This window comes from Erwinia sp. PsM31 (assembly GCF_030433775.1).
Classification (GTDB): domain Bacteria; phylum Pseudomonadota; class Gammaproteobacteria; order Enterobacterales; family Enterobacteriaceae; genus Erwinia; species Erwinia aeris.
In genome coordinates this window covers 99,750-114,330 of record NZ_JARUWZ010000013.1, presented here as the reverse complement: position 1 = coordinate 114,330, position 14,581 = coordinate 99,750, and the positions used below count along the sequence as shown (strand labels likewise).

Here is a 14,581-nt window from a genome sequence, read left to right as displayed (position 1 = left end):
TTATTCGTCCTGCTCTTTGGCGGCGGCTATTTTGGCCTGCCGCCAGTTGAGCAGCGGCGTGACCGAAATCCCATGCACGATAACGCTGGCAACGATTAACGTAAAGGCGATATTCGCCATGCGCGTCATCTCTTCGCCCGCCACGCCGTGCGTATAGGCCCAGGCAATATAGTTGATACTGCCAATCCCCCTGATCCCCAGCCAGCCGATAATCATCTTCTGCTGCCACGGCACTTTAATGCCTGTCGTGCCGAGCCATACTGCCGCAGGGCGGATAAATACAAACAGCACCAGCGCCATCAGCAGCCCGTCCGGATCCCAGTGATGCGCCAGCGTCACGCCCAGCACGATAATAATGCCGGCCGCAAACAGGCGTTCCACGGTATCACCGAACGACAGCGCATCGCCGACGACCAGGCCTACCGAGCGCGCCGGATCCGGATCAAGAGATTCATGACGGATATGCGGATTGACCAGCACCTCCGCCGGTGGGCGATGGTCGCTGTCGTCAAACGCATCGGCAGGCTGGCGGCGGATAACGTTGACTTCCGCCCGACGCAGACCCACGCCAGCGGCAAACGCGGCCAGGAAGCCGGAGGCGTCCAGCGCCTGAGCCGCCGCATAGCTCAGCGCAATCAGCGCCAGCGCCAGGAAATCATTCGGGGCGACATCTTTATGCGCGTAGCGCAGGTGCGTGACGTACTGGCCGACAAAGCGGCCAAACACAAAGCCGATGCCCAGCCCGCCGGTGATCCCCCAGAGCACGTCCTTTAACGCCCAGTGGCGGAAAAGATCCAGCGTCATTTCCTGCTGCGTGGTCAGCAGCGTCACCGCCAGCATCAGCAGCGGCAGGGCGGTGCCGTCGTTCATCCCGGCCTCGCTGGAGAGCGACACGCGCAGGTTGTCGTCATCGCGGGCATCGTTAACGGAAATCAGGCTGGCCAGTACGGGATCGGTCGGCGCGACGATGGCGCTAAAGGCGATGGCAAACGGCCAGGAAAGGCCGACCAGATAGTGTGCCGCCAGCGACATACCCAGCACGGTCAGCAGCATGCCGGGGAAAGCCAGCCGCATCCCCAGCCGCCAGCCCTGATGCCGGAACGGCAGCCTGAGTTTCAGCCCGGTGATAAACAGCGAGGCCGCCATTGCGATCTCGGTAAGGTGAGCGGTCAGTTCGGCATGAGCGGCAATATCGATATGCAGCAGATCCAGCACCCAAGGGCCACAAATTACGCCGGCAATCAGGTAGAGAGAAAACGTGGTGATCGGGCCGCGATTGATCCAGCCTGATGCCAGCGACATCAGTAATAAAAGCCCGCCCGTTGCGGCTGTCCAGCCAAGAAAATCCATCGATACGCCTCCATAGTCGTCAGGGGTGATATGGACGCTGACTTAACATGCAAAGCGCCACAGAAAAAAATACAACAAAAACAAGCATATATATTATAAATTTAAGGTTTCCCTTTTCCCGGTGACAGCAAATTGTCTACTTAAATCATATACCTGGCTCACTGAGTATAGACCTAAAAAAAGGGACGCTTGCGCAAATGGGCCGTCAGGCCGAAACCCGTCCGTGGCGAAACGTCTTTAGCGCCAGTTCTGCGCGACGTCCATCTGGAACTGCAATTTACGGAATGAGCGTTACGGCTCAGGGATGGGACTGCTTTTTGTCCGCCTTCATTTGCCGTGCCTGAACTGATAAGCCCACAAAATGACTGAGTGCTGAACCACACCCGAAAAACGATTAGCGTTAGTGGCCAGAGGCTTTACAAGCCCGGGCATAATTTCAGGATGTCATGGCGTCCGATCATGAAAATTCTCACCAGGATTACCGCCTGTCTGTTACTTATTTCAGCGCGGCCAACAGAGGCGGCGTCGCGGATAATAACCCAGGCATTCTGTGCCGTTCGCCAGTGAAGAAAAGCGACAGACATTGTCAGAAAGCGCCTGTGGGTATACTGTTAACGGACTTTCTTTTTATCCCTGCGGCGCCTCTCTGCCGCTGACTATCTGCTAAACCGAGGTTGTTTTGTCGACTCTATCCCCAATTCTTCGTCCACGACGCCTGCGTCAAACGCCTTCCTTCCGCTCGCTGTTTCAGGAAACATCGCTCAGCATTAACGATCTGGCGCTGCCGATCTTTGTTGAAGAGGGTCTGGACGACTATAAAGCGATTCAGGCCATGCCTGGCGTGATGCGTATTCCGGAAAAACGTCTGGCCTATGAGATCGAGCGCATCGCGAAAGCGGGCATCCGTTCGGTAATGACCTTCGGCATCTCTCATCATACCGACGCCGACGGCAGCGATACCTGGCAGGAAAACGGGCTGGTTTCGCGCATGTCCCGTATCTGTAAAGAGACCGTCCCGGAAATGATCGTTATGTCCGATACCTGTTTTTGCGAATACACCTCGCACGGGCACTGCGGCGTGCTGCACGATCATGGCGTGGACAACGACGCCACGCTGATTAACCTGGGCAAGCAGGCGGTTGCCGCCGCGCGCGCGGGTGCCGACTTTATCGCGCCTTCCGCCGCGATGGATGGTCAGGTCGCGGCTATCCGCCACGCGCTGGATGAAGCGGGCTTTACCGATACGGCTATCATGTCCTACTCCACCAAGTTCGCCTCTTCCTTCTATGGCCCGTTCCGTGAAGCGGCAGGCACCTCGCTGAAGGGCGATCGCAAAACCTATCAGATGAACCCGATGAACCGCCGCGAAGCGATCCGCGAGTCGTTAATCGACCAGGCTGAAGGCGCGGACGCGCTGATGGTAAAACCAGCGGGTGCCTATCTGGATATCATCCGTGACGTGCGCGAACGTACCGAGCTGCCGCTGGCGGCCTACCAGGTCAGCGGTGAGTACGCGATGCTGAAGTTCGCCGCGCAGGCGGGGGCGATCAACGAGCGCGAAGTGGTGCTGGAAAGCCTGGGCGCCATCAAGCGTGCGGGCGCCGATCTGATCTTCAGCTACTTTGCGCTGGATCTGGCCGAGAAAAACCTGCTGTAACCGTAGCGCTTCATTTTAGCCACCAGGGTTAATCACCGGGCAGGACGGGTTTTGCCTGTTCTGCCCGGATAACCGCATCTCAGCGCGGCCCGCGATACCTGACCGCTTCCACAAAGGCGGAAAACGCCGAAGAAGTGTTGCGACGGTTGGGATAATAAAGATGAAATCCTTCAAACGTCGGGCACCAGTCCGCCAGAACCTCTACCAGCCGACCCGCCTCAATATGGGGTTTCGCCATAAAATCCGGGATGCAGGCCAGGCCGATACCGTCCAGCGCGCCGTTCAGGATATGAATATTGCTGTTGCACAACAGCGGGCCGTTGGCCTTGATATTCAGTTTTTTCCCGTCTTTTTCAAATTCCCAGGCGTAAATACTGCCGCCGACCGAATGCCGGATATTAATACAGCGATGGGCGGTCAGATCCTGCGGAACGACAGGGTGTGGATTGCGGCGGAAATAGTCCGGCGCGCCGACCACGGACAGACGCCAGTCCGGGCCGAGGCGCACGGCGATCATATCCCGGCTGATCGATTCGCCTAAACGAATACCGGCATCAAAACGCTCGCTGACGATATTGGTAAAGCCGTAATCAATACAGATCTCTACGCTGATATCAGGATAGGTGTTGAAAAACGCGGGCAGTATCGGCCGCAGCAAATTTTCCGCCGCGTCGTCTGAGCAGGTGATGCGAATATTACCGGCAGGCGTATGGCGCAGCTCGCCAATGCTGTCAATTTCGCTGTTAATCTGATCGAAAAGCGGCCCAACCGACTGCAACAGACGCTCGCCGGCTTCGGTAGGCGCAACGTTGCGCGTGGTGCGCGCCAGCAGCCGCACGCCCAGCCGTTCTTCCAGATTACGAATGGTATGGCTCAGCGCCGAAGGGCTGACGCCAAGACCGGCGGCGGCTTTGGTAAAGCTTTGCGCCCGGGCAACGGCCAGAAAGGCCACGATATCGTTCATAGTATCCACGCAGAATTGCTGATTAAATTTCACAAGCGCGTAAAAATTACCCCATCCGATCGCATTACTCTATCTCTTTTACCGCTTCGCCTGCCTGCGGCGCACAAAACTCCAAAGCCCTGCAGTGCCGCTCTTTATGCGTGCTCACGGGTCTTTGAGGCTTTGCGTTCGTTGATTGATGCAAAAAATTCACAATTACATGCGATTACGCCCGTCTAATCATTAACCCGGCCAGCGTGCAAAATAGCGCAAGTGTTAATAATATCGGAATCGTTCATGAATAGTGCTGTAGCGGAACAATCTCGTCATCACCCTGCCTGGGGCGCCGTCTTTTCGATGGCGCTTGGCGTAGTGGTGCTGATCGCCTCAGAATTTATGCCGGTCAGCCTGCTGACGCCCATCGCGCAGGGGTTAGGGATCAGTCAGGGCCATGCCGGACAGGCAATTTCCGTCAGCGGTTTTTTTGCCGTGCTCACCAGCCTGCTTAACACGCCGCTGACCGGGCGTTTCGATCGTAAAAAAGTGCTGATCGCCTTTACGCTGCTGCTGACGCTTTCCGGGCTGACGGTAACCTTTTCGACCAATGGCCTGATGTTTATGGTCGGCAGGGCGCTGTTGGGGATCGCCATTGGCGGCTTCTGGTCGATGTCGACGGCGACGGTGATGCGCCTTGTGCCTGCTCACGCGGTAGCGAAGGGCCTGGCGCTGATCAACGGCGGTAACGCGCTGGCCGCTACCGTCGCCGCGCCGTTGGGCAGTTTTCTTGGGCAGTATATTGGCTGGCGCGGGGCGTTCTTTATGGTGGTGCCGCTGGCCGTTATCGCCTTTATCTGGCAATGGCGCAGCATTCCATCATTGCCCGGCAACGGCCGCAACAAAGCCGCCAACCCGCTGCGCCTGCTTGTTCGGCCGCCCGTGGCGCTGGGCATGGCGGGCATTATGTTTCTGTTTATGGGGCAGTTTGGCATTTTTACCTATTTGCGCCCGTTTATGGAAACCGTTACCGGCGCCAACGTCAACCAGCTCTCTTTGCTGCTGCTGTTGCTGGGCGGGGCGGGACTCATCGGCACCTGGCTTATCGGTACGCTGCTTGAGCGCCGCCTCTACGCTTATCTGATCGCCATTCCGCTCGGCATGGCGCTGCTGGCCGCCTTGCTGATCGCGCTGGGGCATTCTCTGCTGCTGACCGGCGTGCTGCTGGCGCTTTGGGGGCTGGTAGCGACGCCTGCGCCGGTGGCGTGGGGGCTGTGGCTAAGCCGCGCGCTGCCCGACGATGCCGAAGCGGGCGGCGGCCTGATGGTGGCGGTGATCCAGATGGCGATCACGCTTGGCGCGGGGCTGGGCGGCCTGCTGTTTGACGCGGCCGGCTGGTGGAGTCCGTTCGCCTTCGGCCTGGCGCTGCTGGTGCTGTCGGCGCTGTTTGCCGGGCTGGCCCGTCGCTGGTTTTACTTCGCCGTCGGCAAATCGCTGTAGCGCGTGGTCCAGGCGGGAGAGAGCATCTCCCGCTTCATCGACCAGCTTTTCTCAATGCCCTGTCCGGCAAACCAGACTTTCCCTTTGCCGGAGCGGTTCAGCGTATCAATGGCGGTCATTAACGCCGCGCTGTTGGCCTTCGGCTGCGTTTCGGCAAACAGATCCAGCTGCGCCACGCCTTCGCTGTAAAAATCGCTCAGCATCACGCCCGCTTTGATATAGCGTTCGCCTTCGCGCCAGATACGGTCCAGCGCCTCGGTCGCCACCCGAATAATATCGCGCGTATCGTTCGAGGGCAGCAGCAGCCTGCCGGAGGCCTGGTTGTTATAGCCGGTGCCGTTGTCGTCGTGCGGGCTGGTGCGGATAAAAACGCTGATAAAGCGGCAATACTGTTTCTCGCCGCGCAGCTTTTCCGCCGCGCGTTCGGCCCAGGCGCAGATCGCCTGATGCATATCCTGATAGTCGGTGACGCGGTGCCCGAAAGAGCGGCTACAGACGATCTGCTGTTTAGCGGGTGCCATTTCCTCTAACGCCAGGCAGGATTCGCCGCGCAGCTCGCGCACCGTTCTCTCCATCACCACGCTGAAGTGCTTGCGGAGGGTGGGGACGGGACTGTCGGCCAGATCCAGCGCGTTTTTAATGCCCATCAGCTGCAAACGCTTGCCGACGCGACGGCCAATGCCCCAGACTTCTTCAACCGGCACCAGCGGCAGCAGCCTGCGCTGGCGCGCCGGATCGGAGAGATCGACCACGCCGCCGGTTTTGCTCCACTTCTTCGCCGCATAGTTAGCAAGCTTGGCCAGCGTTTTGGTTGGCGCGATGCCGACGCCGACCGTCAGGCCGGTAGCTTTCAGCACCTGCTGCCGGATGTCGCGGCCAAAATCCTCCAGCGAGAGACAGTTGCTGACGCCGGTCAGATCCAGAAAAGCCTCGTCAATAGAATAAATTTCGCTCGCAGGCGCCAGCTCGCCAAGCAGGGTCATCACCCGATGGCTGAGATCGGCATACAGCGCATAGTTTGAGCTGAAAACCTGCACCTGCTGACGCTGGAGATCCTGTTTAATTTTAAAATAAGGTTCGCCCATTTTAATGCCCAGCGCTTTTGCCTCGGCCGATCGGGAAATAATACAGCCGTCGTTGTTGGAAACGACCACCACCGGCCTGCCGCGCAAATCGGGACGGAACACCGTTTCGCAGGAGGTATAAAAGCTGTTGACGTCAACCAGCGCGAACATTTTTGGTGGATTTCAGAATAAAAGTGACCACGCCAAAAATTTCCAGCTCTTCCGCATCGTGAAACGTAATCGGAGAATAGTGACGATTGCGCGGCATCAGCTGTAAAAAAGGGCGGAGGCGTAGCTCTTTAACGGTAAATTCACCGGCCACGGCCGCTACCACGATATCGCCATGCTCTGCGGTCAGCGAACGATCCACCACCAGCAGATCGTCATGGCCGATCCCGGCCTCAATCATCGAGTCGCCGCTTACTTTGATAAAATAGGTGGCGCTGGGATGACGCAGCACCAGCTTATTCAAATCCAGACGGTCCTCAATATAATCCTGGGCCGGACTGGGAAAGCCGCAGGGTACGCGCTCAATAAACAGCGGTAAAAAAAGATCTTCCATAATTTCAGCAGGGGAAATCGGCTGCATAATGCTTATTCCGGTTTAACTGTGTTTATATACAGTATCGCTGAATGCGGGCGGCAGGCAAGGCATTGATCGGAACTTTCCGGCAACAGATTGTAATAACAGGAATTTATTCGCTTTTTCTTAAAGGTGCGTCCCCGGTTAATAAAGCAGCTTATACTGCAGCGGGAATAATAGTTGCGCCGGAGCAGAAGGATAAGAGCCGCTTATTTCTTTTTTGCGCTAAGTAAAATCCAGCGTGGATGCAGGGCCACCAGCCTCGTTTTATGCATCTTAATAATGGCTTTCTGCGCAGGAAAATGTCATAAAATATCAACTTTTCCACTGACGCCTTATCATTTTTTTCTTTGGGATAATCACGCACGCTTATGTTTTCTTTCGACTGGCACCGCTTTTTCTTGAACGATCTTTCCATTACTTTTTTAGGCGAGGTCGCGGTTCGGGTACTCTTCGCCTACATCGTTGTTTTTCTCTTTCTGAAAGTTTCCGGCAGGCGCGGCATTCGCCAGCTGTCGCTGTTTGAGCTGGTGATTATCCTGACGTTGGGATCGGCCTCAGGAGACGTCACTTTTTATGATGATGTGCCTGTGCTGCCGGTCGCGATGGTCTTCCTGGTGCTGCTGGTACTTTATCGCTTCACGACTTTTCTGACCGCACGCAGCTCACGGGTCGCCCGATGGGTGGAGGGCGAAGTGATCACACTGATTCAGGACGGTCTGTATGTGCTGGACAGCCTGGACGGGCTGAACATTTCTGAGGACGAATTCTTTATGGAGCTGCGGCAGGAGGGCGTGGAGCATCTGGGTCAGATCCGGCTGGCGCTGATCGAGCTGGACGGCGATATCAGCGCCTATTACTACGATCGCGAAGAAGTGCGGCCGGGCCTTTCCGTGCTGCCGCCTCAACATCGGCAGGATTATACCTGCGTGCCCGCAGATGGCCTCTACGCCTGCAACCATTGCGGAGAAACGCAGCGGCTACAGGCGCAGCAGCAGCTGAGTTGCCCCCGCTGCCAGCGCAATCTCTGGTCGCTGGCGCTGACCACCCAACGAGCGCGCTAGCGAGGCTGGCGTAGCCAGCATAACGGCAGGCTGCCCAACGAGTGCTGACAGGGTTATTGGTATAGCCTTGCCAATGGCGCCCGCGGGCCGCCTGACAAGCGCGTCAGCGATGTTGCTGGGCTTAGCCTTGCCGTTGGCGCCTGTGGATTGCCTGACAAGCGCGCCAGCGATGTTGCTGGGCTTAGCCTTGCCAATGGCGCCCGTGCGCGTTGATACGCCTGTCAGCCGTGTGTATCGCGCTGGTTACTTTGCAGGAAGTGCCAGGCCGCGCCTAACATCCCGGAATCGTTGCCGAAGGTGGCCGTATCCACCGGGATGGTTTTGCCGAACCAGGCCAGATGAAACTTCACCTCCTCCAGAAAATCCTCGCGCTCGGTGATGCCGCCGCCCAGAAAAATGCATTCGGGATCGAATACGTTCGCCAGGTTATAAATGCCGGCGCACAGATCCTGATAAAAGGTGGTGACCAGCCTGGTGGCGACCGGCTCTTTATTATCCCAGCCGGAAAAAACGTCTTTGCCGCTGACCTCGTCCACATCACGCCCGCTGTGCAGCGCATAGCTTTTGCGCAGCGCGGTCATCGTACAGTTGTCGCCCATCGTATAGTGGCTGACGCTGCCGCCAGCGGGACGCGCCACCAGCAGGCAGCCGAACTCGCCGGCGCGATCCTGCTTGCCTCGTACCAGCGCATCGTTGCAGAAGGCCGCGCCGCCCAGCCCGGTGCCGATGGTGATCATCAAAAAATCGGACATATTGCGTGCTTTACCCAGCCAGCGTTCGGCCAGCAGGGCGCAGTGCGCGTCGTTTTCCACGGTGGCGGGCAGGGAGGTTTTTTCCGTCAGCCATTTACTCAGGTGGAAATCATCAAATGCCCTGACCGTGCCGCCCATCGACACAAACCCGTTGTGCGGATCGACATAGCCCGGCACGCTAACGGCAATGCCTTCGCAGCCGGGGTTTTTTTCCAGCCAGTCCAGGATAGCGCCCAGAATAGCCTCGCGCGATCCTTCGTTATCCGCTTTATCACTGGCCAGAATGTCGCCTTTATCCGTTACAACGCCCATTTTTAACGAGGTACCGCCAATATCAAATACGGCAAGTTTCATATCCTTCTCCTTTTGTTTTTTTATCAGTATAGCTGCGGACCAATTGCGCCGTTGCGTTGTGCGGACAGCGATAACAAAAGTGCGGCGGCCTGTTTTTTATTACGGGCGAGGCTACGGATTAAGGCGGAATATAAAGGCAGGTGAACAAGATATAAAAGGGCCAACGATAAACGCGAAAACGAACCCGTCAGCCGGGTTCGTTAGCCGCAAAAAGATTATTTACGGTCGAGATCTTTCCGTTCTTCCAGCGTTTGCTGATACTCATCCAGAAAAACTTTTTCCGCAGGATCCAGTCTGTCCATGCCGCTGGTGAAACGGTGCCAGTACGGATAGCGCGGCGCAGAACGCGTCGCCTGCTCAATACGTTTGATCTGCGCTTCGCTCAGCGTCAGCTCCGCTGCGGCCAGGTTGTCCTGTAAATGCTGTTCGGTGCGGTTGCCAACAATCAGCGACGTGATGCCCGGACGCGTCAGCAGCCAGGCCAGGCAGACCCGCGCGGTCGATACATTATGCTCTTTGCCCACTTCGGTCAGCACGTCGATAACCCGGTAAGCGTGCTCCATATCGTGCACGTAGGGTTCCGGCCAGCCGTTGCCCTGACGGGAGGTCGCTGGCGTTTTCACGTTGCGCTGTACGGTGCCGGTCAGCAGACCTTCGCCCATCGGCCCCCAAATTAGCGTGCCGATATTCTGATCCAGCGCCATCGGCAGCAGCTCGAACTCCGCCTCGCGCGACTCCGGCGTGTAGTAAATCTGCTGGCTTACCGGCTTCAGCAGATGATTCACCTCGGCGCAGCCCAGCGTTTTCATCATCTGCCAGCCGGTATAGTTCGAGGTGCCGAAATAGCGGATTTTGCCGCTTTTCACCAGATCTTCCAGCGCGCGCAGCGTCTCTTCCACCGGCGTCACGCCGTCCCAGTTATGGATCTGATAGAGATCGATATGATCCGTTTTCAGACGCTTTAAGCTGTTCTCGCAGGACTTAATCAGATGAAAGCGTGTGGCGCCGCTGTCGTTAGGATCGTCGCTCATCGGGCTGCGGGCTTTCGTGGCCAGGATAACGCGCTGACGATTGCCACCCAGCGCCTCGCCCAGCGTTTCTTCCGCCCCGCCTTTGGAATAAAGGTCGGCCGTGTCCACGGTATTGACGCCTCGTTCCAGCGCTATCTCAATAAAACGGCGGGCCTGGCGAACATCGACGTTGCCGGTTTTTTCAAAGCCGGCCTGGCCGTTAAAGGTTAACGTCCCGAGCGTCAGCTCAGAAACCATCAGGCCGGAATGGCCCAGTTTTCTGTACTTCATTGCTTTCTCCTCACTATGAAAACCCGAGGGCAAGCATAGACCACAAAAAACCAGACCAGGCCGCGCGGAAACTATTTCGTACAAATGCAGATTATTCAGGTGTTTTATTCCGGCCAACACGAAATAAGAAATCCCATACGGCAGCAATCATCGCTGCGTAATTCGCATGGCAATCTTAATGATAATTATTTCGCTAAGACGGCGGGTTAAAACAGCTATTTAGCCTGGCAGGACGCAATTCTGTTTTTTCCTGGCCGTAATTAACACCCAGGACTAATCTTATTCGTTTTACTTTCCGCTCAGATACCTTGCAGGGGAAAAAAGTAAACTATGCTTTAAACGAGGTTTTTAAACCTGAATAGTGACGTTGAATATCCTCAAGCAGAAATACCCCATGTAATCTATTTCTGCCGCCATAACTCAGGTATGAAAACCAGCAATAAAGAGCGGAGAGATCTGCCGCAGAGCAGATTGCCGGAAGCCTTTTCTGACTGGAGTGAGCTATGTTCAGACACGTAAAAAAATTGCAGTATACCGTTCGCGTTGCCGAGCCAAATCCCGGACTGGCTAACCTGCTGCTGGAACAGTTCGGCGGGCCACAGGGCGAGCTGGCCGCGGCCTGCCGCTACTTTACCCAGGGCCTGTCGGACGAAGACGAAGGCCGTCGCGATATGCTGATGGATATTGCCACCGAAGAGCTGAGCCACCTGGAAATTATCGGTTCGCTGGTCGGGATGCTGAACAAAGGCGCCAAAGGCAAGCTGGCCGAAGGCACGGAAGAAGAGGGCGAGCTGTACCGCTCCATCACCGGCAACGGTAATGACAGCCACCTGACGTCGATTCTTTACGGCGGCGGCCCGGCGCTGACCAACTCCGGCGGCGTGCCGTGGACGGCAGCCTATATCGATACCATCGGCGAACCTACAGCCGATCTGCGCTCTAATATCGCCGCCGAAGCGCGCGCTAAAATCCTCTATGAGCGCCTGATTAACGTAACGGACGATCCGGGCGTTAAGGATGCGTTAGGCTTTCTGATGACCCGCGAAGTTGCGCATCAGATCTCTTTTGAAAAGGCGCTTTATTCCATTCGTAATAACTTCCCGGTCGGCAAGCTGCCGCCTATCGAGCAGTACTCAAACGTTTATTACAATATGTCAGAAGGCGGCGAGGTGCGTGGAAGCTGGAACTCGGACGAAAACTTCACTTACGTAGCCGATCCGGCACCGGCGGTAGATGGCGGCGACGGTTATGCCAGCATCACGCTGCCGTCCGATCAGAAAACCGAGCTGGATAATCTGGCGTTGCGTACCGCTTCCGATACCACGGTGAACCCGGTCACCGGCACCGATCTTGGCGCATCAGGGCCAATCGAAAACGAAACCGTAGGCAAATCTGCAGTAAACGTACCGAAAAAATAAGGTGTCATCGCGGGGAGACAGCCGTTCTCCCCCGTTTTTACTCGCGCTTGTACAAGTTTGCCCTGAAGCCTGTCATTTCCTGTTTTTGTTATAACCGGCTAAATATTTTGAGAAAAGGTTGTTAGTTATTAACTAAAATGTGACCAAATAACGCCTTTTATGTCTCAAAAAAGCATTTTTTGCAAAAAAAATCCGCCCCAGACTTTTAAGATACTGTACATTAATTGAAAAGCTGTACAGGGTAGAAACGTTACCCCCTTCGGGCATTCTTTCACCTGCTTAAGAGGATCCATTATGCGTCAGGATAATTTCAACACACAAACCGCGGACATGAGCCTCTACTTCGGCGCCCATGACGCTGCTGTACCTTCTCATCAGGAAACGCTGGGTGAGGTAGTGATGGAGATTTTAAAATCCGGCATGACGGTTAATCGCCAGTCAATCTGTGCAAAGCTGCTGAGCCGCCTGGCCGATGTCAGTGAGCCCGACCTCGAAAAACATCATCACGAACTGATTGCTATGCTGTTCGGTCGCGAAAGCTAAACGCCCGCGTAGCCCACCGCTCGTTCGACCTGCTTTTTCTTTCCGCGTGGGTTCAGGCGTTCCGTCCTGCCACGCGGAAAGCGATCCACGCGGCAGACAAGCCAGAGAAGTTTCCATGGACCATCGCCATTCTGAAAAATTACGGGATCTGATGCTGGGAGAAGCCACGCTGGCGCTTCTTGAGCAGCAGCGCCCGCTTAATCTTGCCTCGCTTATTAATGAACTGCGCGCGCTGGCGGCCCGACAAACGGATGAAGAGCACCGCAAAGCCTGCCTTGCCGCTATCAGAGAGCTTCGCCATGCTCAGGTCAGCGCCGGTGAAGCCCTGAATCGCCGTTCCGCCAGCGACGACAACGTTATTCACTAATCTTCCCGAAGCCGACCTCCGTACGGCGTAATGCCTTCTTCGCCTTCCAGCCTGAAAACGACTTACCTTTTCAGGCTGGCGAACAGCCTGCCCCGGGCAATGTAAATAAATCGAAAAAAGCAAAATAAGCGGCGACAATGGCTGAAGGTTTTTTTCGTGCCGCCGATACCTGTGCAGATTGGAGGAAAAGGCAGGAGGGGCAGGAGGGGGGAAATGATAATAAGAATTCAGATACACGAGTTGCGCACCGGCATGTACGTGCACAAGCTGGAAGTTTTCTGGCTGAAGCATCCCCTCGTGCGTAACCATATGCTGCTTACCACGCAGCAGCAGATTGACGTCATCGTGGAAAGCGGCATAAAAGAAGTCTGGATCGATCTGGAGAAAGGGCGCGGCCCGGACAGCCAGGATCCGCTTCACGAACAGCTTGCCCTGCCCAGGGTATCGGGTATCCATGAAGAGATCGCGCAGGCACAGGCGATCTGCTTGCATGCCAAAGGCGAAGTGATGAGCATGTTTAACGATGCGCGCCTCGGTAAAACGATTGATACCCGCAGCACGCTGCCGCTGGTGGACGAAATCGGCGGTTCCCTCAGCCGTCATCCGGCCGCGCTGCTGAGCGTAGTGCGGCTGAAAACGCACGATGATTATACCTACCTGCACTCCGTGGCGGTCTGCGCGCTGATGGTATCGCTCGCCCGCCAGCTTAACCTCAATGATGAACAGACGCGCCTGGCAGGCACGGCCGGCCTGCTGCACGATGTCGGCAAGGCGGGCGTATCGCTGGAGATCCTCAACAAGCCCGGCAAGCTCACGGACGATGAGTTCGACGTGATGAAACAGCATCCGGTCATGGGCGAGGATCTGCTGCGCCGCAGCGGTGAAAACGAAGCGGTGCTGGACGTGGCGCTGCATCATCATGAAAAAATCAACGGCAGCGGCTACCCGCACGGCCTGAAAGGCAAAGATATCTCCCAGCTGGCGCGCATGGCGGCGATTTGCGACGTCTATGACGCCGTCACCTCCAATCGTCCTTATAAAGCGGGCTGGAATCCGGCCAGCGCGATGCACCAGATGGCCAGCTGGGAAGGGCACTTCGATCGCAAAATCTTTTACGCCTTTGTGAAAGCCGTCGGCATCTATCCGGTCGGCTCAATCGTGCGTCTGGCTTCCGGTCGCGTGGCCGTGGTGATTGAACCGGGCGAAAGCTCGCTGCTGCTGCCCAGGGTTTGCGTGTTCTATTCGCTTTCCGCCAATCATATGCTGCGGCCGGAAGTAATCGATCTGGCCGATCGCTACTGTTGGGACAGTATTGCCGGGCCGGAAGAGGCGGAGACCTGGAGCCATTACAACCTGAATACGCTGTGGATGTCGCCCGTCGCCTGACGGGCAGGAACAACAGCGCGCTAACATTTCAACACCAACTTTCCTGTTTCTACCAAAAATTTCACAATTTCGTATTACTCCTGGGGTTTTTGTCGCGATTATTTGCCATGTTAGAGGCGTAACAAGCGGCCCCGGAGCCAGCACGTCTGGCAGAGCCGCTATCAGTGACTATACTGATAGCTGATGTTGTTACGTATGTGGCAACGAGATGAGACAGACTGCACGAGGCGTGCAGAGATTATGCAGAAGGAATCAGCGCCGAATACCCTCTCTAACGCATCCTCTTTCTCGCTCCGCCACATCCG

The 14,581-nt window shown here is 56.3% G+C and carries 13 protein-coding genes; 7 read left to right on the top strand and 6 right to left on the bottom strand.

Annotated features, from left to right (window positions below):
* Positions 1-1,350 carry a cation:proton antiporter gene (locus QCD69_RS12475; protein ID WP_253460603.1) on the bottom strand — a complete coding sequence of 450 codons (1,350 nt, stop codon included), beginning with the start codon at positions 1,348-1,350 and terminating at the stop codon, positions 1-3.
* A gap of 679 nt (positions 1,351-2,029) precedes the next feature.
* Here QCD69_RS12475 and hemB point away from each other — a divergent pair.
* A complete protein-coding gene (hemB, locus tag QCD69_RS12470) occupies positions 2,030-3,007 on the top strand; it encodes a porphobilinogen synthase (RefSeq protein ID WP_253460606.1) in 978 nt (325 codons plus the stop codon).
* A 79-nt stretch (positions 3,008-3,086) separates the two neighbouring features.
* On the opposite strand, the gene QCD69_RS12465 is transcribed toward hemB, so the two are convergent.
* Entirely contained in the window at positions 3,087-3,971 is an 885-nt protein-coding gene (locus tag QCD69_RS12465) for a LysR family transcriptional regulator (protein ID WP_253461292.1), read from the bottom strand.
* Positions 3,972-4,247: 276 nt separating this feature from the next.
* On the opposite strand from QCD69_RS12465, the gene QCD69_RS12460 reads away from it, so the two are divergent.
* A complete protein-coding gene (locus QCD69_RS12460; protein WP_301252245.1) occupies positions 4,248-5,444 on the top strand; it encodes an MFS transporter in 1,197 nt (398 codons plus the stop codon).
* Here QCD69_RS12460 and umuC read toward each other — a convergent pair.
* Together umuC and umuD are read right to left on the bottom strand one after the other, a co-directional pair.
* The gene (umuC, locus tag QCD69_RS12455; RefSeq protein WP_253460613.1) at positions 5,417-6,679 is read right to left on the bottom strand and encodes a translesion error-prone DNA polymerase V subunit UmuC; all 1,263 of its coding nucleotides are present in this window, start codon (positions 6,677-6,679) and stop codon (positions 5,417-5,419) included. The two genes, QCD69_RS12460 and umuC, sit on opposite strands and share 28 nt — an antisense overlap.
* Positions 6,663-7,097, bottom strand: a complete 435-nt coding sequence (gene umuD / locus QCD69_RS12450; RefSeq protein WP_253460616.1) for a translesion error-prone DNA polymerase V autoproteolytic subunit — start codon at positions 7,095-7,097, stop codon at positions 6,663-6,665. Before umuD ends, umuC begins: the two co-directional genes overlap by 17 nt.
* A gap of 365 nt (positions 7,098-7,462) precedes the next feature.
* Here umuD and QCD69_RS12445 point away from each other — a divergent pair, with 365 nt between their 5' ends.
* Positions 7,463-8,155: a DUF421 domain-containing protein gene (locus QCD69_RS12445; RefSeq protein WP_253460619.1), complete on the top strand. Its 693-nt coding sequence runs from the start codon at positions 7,463-7,465 to the stop codon at positions 8,153-8,155.
* 221 nt (positions 8,156-8,376) lie between these two features.
* On the opposite strand, the gene QCD69_RS12440 is transcribed toward QCD69_RS12445, so the two are convergent.
* Positions 8,377-9,261 carry an ROK family protein gene (locus QCD69_RS12440; RefSeq protein ID WP_301252243.1) on the bottom strand — a complete coding sequence of 295 codons (885 nt, stop codon included), beginning with the start codon at positions 9,259-9,261 and terminating at the stop codon, positions 8,377-8,379.
* Positions 9,262-9,476: 215 nt separating this feature from the next.
* Positions 9,477-10,562, bottom strand: coding sequence for an aldo/keto reductase (locus tag QCD69_RS12435; RefSeq protein ID WP_301252242.1), 1,086 nt, complete (start codon positions 10,560-10,562; stop codon positions 9,477-9,479).
* Positions 10,563-11,065: 503 nt separating this feature from the next.
* Between QCD69_RS12435 and QCD69_RS12430 the strand changes: the two genes are divergently transcribed.
* The 4 genes from QCD69_RS12430 to QCD69_RS12415 all read left to right on the top strand — a co-directional run bounded on the left by QCD69_RS12430 (position 11,066) and on the right by QCD69_RS12415 (position 14,276).
* Positions 11,066-11,980 (top strand): manganese catalase family protein, encoded by a 915-nt coding sequence (locus QCD69_RS12430; RefSeq protein ID WP_253460628.1) that lies wholly within the window; start codon positions 11,066-11,068, stop codon positions 11,978-11,980.
* 294 nt (positions 11,981-12,274) lie between these two features.
* The gene (gene ycgZ, locus QCD69_RS12425) at positions 12,275-12,523 is read left to right on the top strand and encodes a regulatory protein YcgZ (RefSeq protein WP_253460631.1); all 249 of its coding nucleotides are present in this window, start codon (positions 12,275-12,277) and stop codon (positions 12,521-12,523) included.
* Between the two features lie 115 nt (positions 12,524-12,638).
* Positions 12,639-12,890, top strand: a complete 252-nt coding sequence (locus QCD69_RS12420) for a hypothetical protein (RefSeq protein ID WP_253460634.1) — start codon at positions 12,639-12,641, stop codon at positions 12,888-12,890.
* A gap of 213 nt (positions 12,891-13,103) precedes the next feature.
* Entirely contained in the window at positions 13,104-14,276 is a 1,173-nt protein-coding gene (locus QCD69_RS12415) for an HD-GYP domain-containing protein (RefSeq protein ID WP_253460637.1), read from the top strand.
* The last annotated feature ends 305 nt before the right edge of the window (positions 14,277-14,581 follow it).

Excerpts from the sequence above, each read along its gene's own strand:
- QCD69_RS12475 (WP_253460603.1), bottom strand. The coding sequence starts at position 1,350 with ATGGATTTTCTTGGCTGGACAGCCGCAACGGGCGGGCTTTTATTACTG.
- QCD69_RS12465 (WP_253461292.1), bottom strand. The coding sequence starts at position 3,971 with ATGAACGATATCGTGGCCTTTCTGGCCGTTGCCCGGGCGCAAAGCTTT.
- QCD69_RS12460 (WP_301252245.1), top strand. The coding sequence starts at position 4,248 with ATGAATAGTGCTGTAGCGGAACAATCTCGTCATCACCCTGCCTGGGGC.
- umuC (WP_253460613.1), bottom strand. The coding sequence starts at position 6,679 with ATGTTCGCGCTGGTTGACGTCAACAGCTTTTATACCTCCTGCGAAACG.
- umuD (WP_253460616.1), bottom strand. The coding sequence starts at position 7,097 with ATGCAGCCGATTTCCCCTGCTGAAATTATGGAAGATCTTTTTTTACCG.
- QCD69_RS12445 (WP_253460619.1), top strand. The coding sequence starts at position 7,463 with ATGTTTTCTTTCGACTGGCACCGCTTTTTCTTGAACGATCTTTCCATT.
- QCD69_RS12440 (WP_301252243.1), bottom strand. The coding sequence starts at position 9,261 with ATGAAACTTGCCGTATTTGATATTGGCGGTACCTCGTTAAAAATGGGC.
- QCD69_RS12435 (WP_301252242.1), bottom strand. The coding sequence starts at position 10,562 with ATGAAGTACAGAAAACTGGGCCATTCCGGCCTGATGGTTTCTGAGCTG.
- QCD69_RS12430 (WP_253460628.1), top strand. The coding sequence starts at position 11,066 with ATGTTCAGACACGTAAAAAAATTGCAGTATACCGTTCGCGTTGCCGAG.
- ycgZ (WP_253460631.1), top strand. The coding sequence starts at position 12,275 with ATGCGTCAGGATAATTTCAACACACAAACCGCGGACATGAGCCTCTAC.
- QCD69_RS12420 (WP_253460634.1), top strand. The coding sequence starts at position 12,639 with ATGGACCATCGCCATTCTGAAAAATTACGGGATCTGATGCTGGGAGAA.
- QCD69_RS12415 (WP_253460637.1), top strand. The coding sequence starts at position 13,104 with ATGATAATAAGAATTCAGATACACGAGTTGCGCACCGGCATGTACGTG.